3 protein-coding genes are annotated in these 6,047 nt (G+C 63.9%); 1 reads left to right on the top strand and 2 read right to left on the bottom strand.

Translation table 11 applies throughout. The features are described 5' to 3' along the window. The first annotated feature begins 332 nt into the window (after positions 1-332). Complete coding sequence (locus RCI06_RS13945; protein WP_243107484.1) at positions 333-959, top strand: flavin reductase; 627 nt, start codon at positions 333-335, stop codon at positions 957-959. Between the two features lie 300 nt (positions 960-1,259). Here the strand turns inward: RCI06_RS13945 and RCI06_RS13950 are convergent, their stop codons facing one another. Beyond that, positions 1,260-2,306, bottom strand: a complete 1,047-nt coding sequence (locus RCI06_RS13950; RefSeq protein WP_276874275.1) for a hypothetical protein — start codon at positions 2,304-2,306, stop codon at positions 1,260-1,262. A 159-nt stretch (positions 2,307-2,465) separates the two neighbouring features. Next, entirely contained in the window at positions 2,466-5,924 is a 3,459-nt protein-coding gene (gene mfd / locus RCI06_RS13955) for a transcription-repair coupling factor (RefSeq protein WP_306576404.1), read from the bottom strand. Positions 5,925-6,047: the final 123 nt, after the last annotated feature.

The raw sequence follows: 6,047 nt of genomic DNA on the forward strand, positions 1-6,047 counted from the left end.
CGTCCGAAAAGGAACCCGTGCCGCGCGGCGGAACGCGCTAGTCATTCTTGCCGCTCTCGGGCGGCAATTCCTGTCCAAGCCCGCCGGGCGCAGCGCGGCAAATCCAAAACCGCCGCCGGGGCGGGACCCGGCAATCTCCGCCGCCGCAAGCGGCACATCTGGAGCGCCTCGAAGGGGCGTGAAAAAAGCCCCGCCGGGTGCAGCGCGGCAAATCCAAAACCGCCCGCCGGGGCGGAAAGCCCAAAAAAGGCTCCGCCGCTCCCAGAGCGGCAGTCCCAATGAATGACAGCCCCAAATCAGTGGCAAGATAAAAAACAGAAGGAGGATGTTTCATGCTGGATTTACAGGCGTTTTTCAAGATGTCCTACGGGCTCTATGTGCTGAGCTCCGCGTTTGACGGCAAGCAAAACGGCTGCATCGTCAACACCGTCACGCAGGTGACAGCCGAACCGCCCAAGGTCGCGGTGGCGGTTTCCAAGCAGAACCTGACCACCTCGCTGATCGAGCGGTCGGGGCTCTTCAACGCCGTGGCGCTCACCGAGGAGGCCACGATGGACCTGATCGGCCGGTTCGGGTTCCGCTCGGGCAGGGAGGAGGACAAATTCGCGGGCATTCCCCACGGCGCGGATGCCAACGGGGTGTGGTATCCCACGGAAACCGCTTCCGCGATGTTCTCCTGCAAGGTGATCGACAAGCTCGACCTCGATACGCATGTGCTCTTTGTCGGCAAATCGATCGAGGCGGTCAAGCTCTCCGACGCGCCCGTCATGACCTATGACTACTACCACAAGGTCAAGAAGGGCGAGACCCCTCCCAACGCCCCCTCCTACAAAAAGCCCGCCGAAAAACATGGCTGGCGCTGCAAGGTCTGCGGCTACATCTACGAGGGCGAGGAGCTTCCGCCCGATTTCATCTGCCCCATCTGCAAGAAGGACGCGAGCTTCTTCGAGCGCATCTGAGTATTTTAAAAGGCGGCCGCTGCGCGGCCGCCTTTTTCATTTCATGAAGCAATCGGTAAAAAGCCCGTGGATTCGAGAGCGCGCGCACCCGGCTCGGCCGCCCGGATTGGGCGCCCCGCGGGCGGCGCGCTGCGTGCAAAGCGGGGCGCTCGGCAGCAGCGGGCCGTCGCCGGGGCTCATCATCGGATCGATCCCCTTTACAGGTTGATTTTTTGTCCTTCGGTACTTATAGAACCGTTCGCGGGGACGTTTGGGGACAACAAAAAGCCGGCGCTTTCGCGCCGGCTTTTATAATGCCGTTCAGCCGACCTTCAGTTTTTCAGGGGTGTAGCGCTTGAGGGCCGCGTCGTTATAGGTGACGCCGGTGAGCGAGTCCGCCCACTGGGAGACCTGCTCGTCAAACGCGTCCCCGCGCAGCGCGGAGACCAGCGCCGCCCTGCGCTGGGCAAAGTCGCTCTCGTTTTCCATCACATCGTAGCGGACGAAGAGGTACATCCCGTCCTCCGACTCGGCGACGGTCGGCTCCCCGATCGGCGCGGCAAAGATCGTATCGACCACCTCCTGCGAATAGGAGGAGTTCTCCCGGTTCACAAAGGTGAAGGAGGTGCCCGCCTCCGGCTTCTCGAGGTCCTGGTTGCCCGAAAGCTCCTTGCGGGCCTCGTAGACGAGCGTCTCCATATCCTCGCCCGCCTTGGCGCGCTCGAGGTACTTGTTGATCAGCTCGGAAGCCTGCTCCTTGGCCTTGGCTTTGGCCTCTTCGGTGTCCTCGGCGGGGTTGATCGACACGGGAATGAGCAGGATTTTGGCGTAGTCGGTGGAGAACTTGGTTTTGAGCTCCTCCTCGGGCACCGGGTCGGTGCCGCCTTCGCCGTAGATCGCGTTGAAGATCATCGACTTCTTGACCATGTTCTCCTGCGCGAGGATGAACGACTCCCTGGACACGCCGTTGGCGGTGTAGGTCTCCTCCAGACGGAAGCCGGTCCAGTACTGCTCGGCGGTCTGTTCGACCGAGGCCTTGTCGAGCTCGCTCATGGCAAGGCCCATCTCGCTGAACTTCTGCTCGATCGCGATGTATTCGTCAAGGCCCTTCTTGGCCTCCTCGGTGACCTTCTGGGAGACGGTGACGCCGTCCACCTGCTCCTTGAGCGGGTCCTTGACGTCCGACGGAAGGTCGACCGTCGCGTCGGAATACGCGGTGATCAGTTCGTTGATGTAGACGCCGGCCGGAACGGTCAGGTCGCCCGCCTTGGCCGCCCATTTGGTGTCCCCGCCCATGCTGCAGGCGGCGAGACTCGCGGTCATCAGCACGGCCAGGCCGAGCGCCGCGATTTTTTTAACAGTCGTCATTTTGAATTCCTCCTGTAAGGGGTATTGCTTGCATACCCGCTTATTATACAACGCCGCCCCCAAAAAGTCCACTAGAAATTCCACACGGTTCGGGAAACGGCTTCCATCCAGTCTTATCCTGTTCCGCGCCGCGCCGCTTATGCGGGCCGTTGCAAAAGATCACTCCCCCATGGCGGCGAGCGCCTCGCGGATGGTGTCGAGCGGTTCGGAACCCGCGGGGATCTTGACGGTGATGTAGGGCTTGCTGCCCGCGCTGACCATCACGCGGCCGCGCAGCCTGACGGCGAGCGAGCCCGCGCGGGACATATCCATGACCTCGGGATAGAGCAACACCGCGTCCCCGCGCTGGGAGATCTCCCGGATGCCCATCTGGGAGGCGGTGTTGCGCACGAGCGCCACGTCCACCAGCCCCTTGACCGCGTCGGGCGGGTCGCCGAACCGGTCGATCAGCTCGTCGATGAGGTCCATCGCGTCCTCCTCGTTCTGGATGGCGGCGATCTTCTTGTAGATGTCGATGCGCTGGGCGAGGTTGTCGATGTAGTCCTCGGGGATGTGCGCGCCCACCCGCACGTCGACCATGCACTCCGCGGCCGTCCCGGCGGGCGCCTCGCCCTTCTGCTCGGCCACCGCCTCGGAGAGCATCTTGAGGTACATGTCGTAGCCGACCGCCTCCATGTGGCCGTGCTGCTGCGCGCCGAGGATGTTGCCCGCGCCGCGGATCTCAAGGTCGCGCATCGCGATGCGGAAGCCCGACCCGAAGGAGGTGAACTCCCGGATGGCGGACAGCCGCTTGGCGGCCACGTCGGAGAGCTCCTTGTCCCGCCGGAAGGTGAGGTAGGCGAACGCGCGCCGGGTGGAGCGCCCCACCCGCCCGCGCAGCTGGTAGAGCTGGGAGAGCCCCATGCGGTCGGCGTCCTCGATGATGAGGGTGTTGCAGTTGGGCACGTCGACGCCCGTCTCGATGATCGTCGTGCAGACGAGGATGTCGACCTCGTAGTCGAGCAGCTGCTGCCACACGCGGGAGAGCTGTTCCTCCCCCATCTTGCCGTGCGCCGTGACGATGCGCGCCTCGGGAACCATCTGCTTGATCCTATAGGCGCAGGAATCGATGCTCTCGACCCGGTTGTGCAGGTAAAACACCTGCCCGCCCCTGCGCAGCTCCCGCTCGATCGCCTGCGCGATCACGCCCCAGTCGTGCTCGACCACATAGGTCTGCACCGGATGGCGGTCCTGCGGGGCCTCCTCGATGACGCTCATGTCCCGGATGCCGCTCATCGCCATGTTGAGGGTGCGCGGGATGGGGGTCGCCGAAAGGGTCAGCACGTCGACGGTGGCGCGCATCTCCTTGAATTTTTCCTTGTGCCGCACGCCGAACCGCTGTTCCTCGTCGATGATGCAGAGGCCGAGGTCCTTGAACTGGACGTCGTTCTGAACGAGGCGGTGGGTGCCGATGATCATGTCGATCTCCCCGCGCCGCAGCTCGGAAAGGATCTGCTTCTGCTCCTTTGCCGAGCGGAAGCGGGAGAGCAGCTCCACCTTGATCGGGAAGCCTTCCATCCTGCGGGTGGTCGTCTGGTAATGCTGCCACGCGAGGATGGTCGTCGGGCAGAGCAGCGCGCACTGCTTGCCGTCCATCACGCACTTGAAGGCGGCCCGGAGCGCCACCTCCGTCTTGCCGAAGCCCACGTCGCCGCAGAGCAGCCGATCCATCGGGACGGGGTTTTCCATATCCGATTTGATCTCGTCGATGCAGCGGAGCTGGTCGTCCGTCTCCTCGAAGGCGAACCGCCGCTCAAAGTCGTTCTGCCAGTCGGTGTCGGGCGAAAACGCGTAGCCCTTGACCGCCATCCGCTTGGCATAGAGCTCTGTCAGCTCCTTGGCCATGTCCTCGACGGCCTTTTTGACCCGCTGGCGGGTCTTCTGCCACTCGACGGAATTCAGTTTATTGAGGCGCACGTTCGCGTCGTCCCGCACGCCGACGTATTTGCTGACGAGGTCGAGCTGGGTGACCGGCACGAAGAGCATGTCGGTACCCGCGTAGCGGATTTTGATGTAGTCCTTGACGATCCCCTGCACGTCCCGCTTGACGATCCCCTCAAACACGCCGATGCCGTGGGAGACGTGCACGACGTAGTCCCCCGGCGTCAGATCGCTGATGTCGCGGAGCTTTTTACCCTCCTTGGGGCGGGGCTTCCGCTTGGCGCCCTGCACGACCTCCTTGGCCTGCGAGATGACCGCGAGCTTCAGGTCGGGGTATTCCATGCCCGCCGACATGCTCGCCGCGACGACGTACACCACGCCCGGCGTGAGCCTGCCGATCTCCTCGCACTCGGCGGCGCGGATATTTTCCTTCTGCAAATCCTCCGCCAGCGTCACGGCGGCGCGGTAGGTTCCCGCGAAGACGATGACGCAGTAGCCGCGCGAAAGGTAGTTCTGCACGTCCTCCCGCAGCAGGGAGAACTCGCCGCTCCAGGAGGAGAGCTGGACGGCGTTCACGTCGATCATGTCCCGCAGCGGGATGTCCCCCACCGAGCGGACGAAGGTGTCGAGCAGCACGCTGTTCGACTCCGACGCGTGCCGCTGCAAATCCACGAAGTCCTCGCCGAACCGGTCGCACCCCTTGAAGAGGATGCCCTCCTCGAGCAGGATCTTGACGTCCTCGTTCTGCTGCCAGAGCACGTTTTTGAGCGCCTCACGGCAGTTGGCCGTGTCGCAGAGGAAGAGCGGCCGGTCGCGCAGATAGTCAAAGACGGTCGCCGGCTCGGGATAGAGCAGCGGCAGCCAGCGGTCGAGGCTCTGGGGCATGATGCCGTCGGAGATCCGCGCGATCTCCCCCTCGAGCTTCTCCTTGGCAAGCTTGCCGCGGGTGCCGCGGATGTTTTTCATCGCGCCCTGCAAAAGCTTCACCAGCCGCTCAGGGCTGTCCGCCACCACCTCGGCCGCCGGGGTGATGTCCACCCGCTTGACCGTGTCAACCCTGCGCTGGGTGTCCGTCTTGAAGGTGGAGATCGTGTCGATCTCGTCCCCCCAGAATTCAACGCGGAAGGGGTCGGGCATGTGGGGCGGGAAAAAGTCGAGGATGCCGCCCCGCTGGGAGAACTGGCAGACGCCGTCCACCTGGTCGCAGCGGGTGTAGCCCGCCGACACCAGAAACCGCGTCAGCTCCTCCATCTGGTATTCCCTGCCAGCCTCGAGGGTCCGGATGCGTTTTTCCAGCACCTCCGGGGGCATCGTATACTGAAGCGCGGCCTGCGCCGACGCCACCACGATCTTCAGGCTTCCCGCGTGCAGCCGCCCGAGCACCGCCAGCCGCGCGTGCTCGTATTCCCGCGAGACCCCCTGCACCTCCTGAAAGGTCCATTCGCGCGAGGGGAAAAGAGCAGCCGTCCCCTCCCCCGCCATGATGTTGATGTCCTCGACCAGCCGGGTAGCCGCCGCCTCATCGGACACGACGGCCAGCCCGCCGGTCTCCAGCAGGCCGGCGAGTGAAACGATCATATGCGCCTTGTGCACGTTCGAGAGCCCCGTGACGAGCACCGGGGTCGCCCGATTTTTCACCGCGCTTTTGACCCGCTCAAAAGCGGGCAGGCCGGTCAACAGGTGTTCAAACCCTTTCATTCTGGTGAATTCCTTTCTCTATTTTGCCGCTCTGCGGGCAGCGGGGGCTTTTCTTCGGTTTGCCGCGCTGCGCCCGGCGGGGCTTTAGATGCGCTCCTCGCCTGCGGCGAGCGCCGCAGAGCG

Source organism: Anaerotruncus massiliensis (ex Togo et al. 2026) (assembly GCF_030825285.1).
GTDB classification, from domain to species: domain Bacteria; phylum Bacillota; class Clostridia; order Oscillospirales; family Ruminococcaceae; genus Anaerotruncus; species Anaerotruncus massiliensis.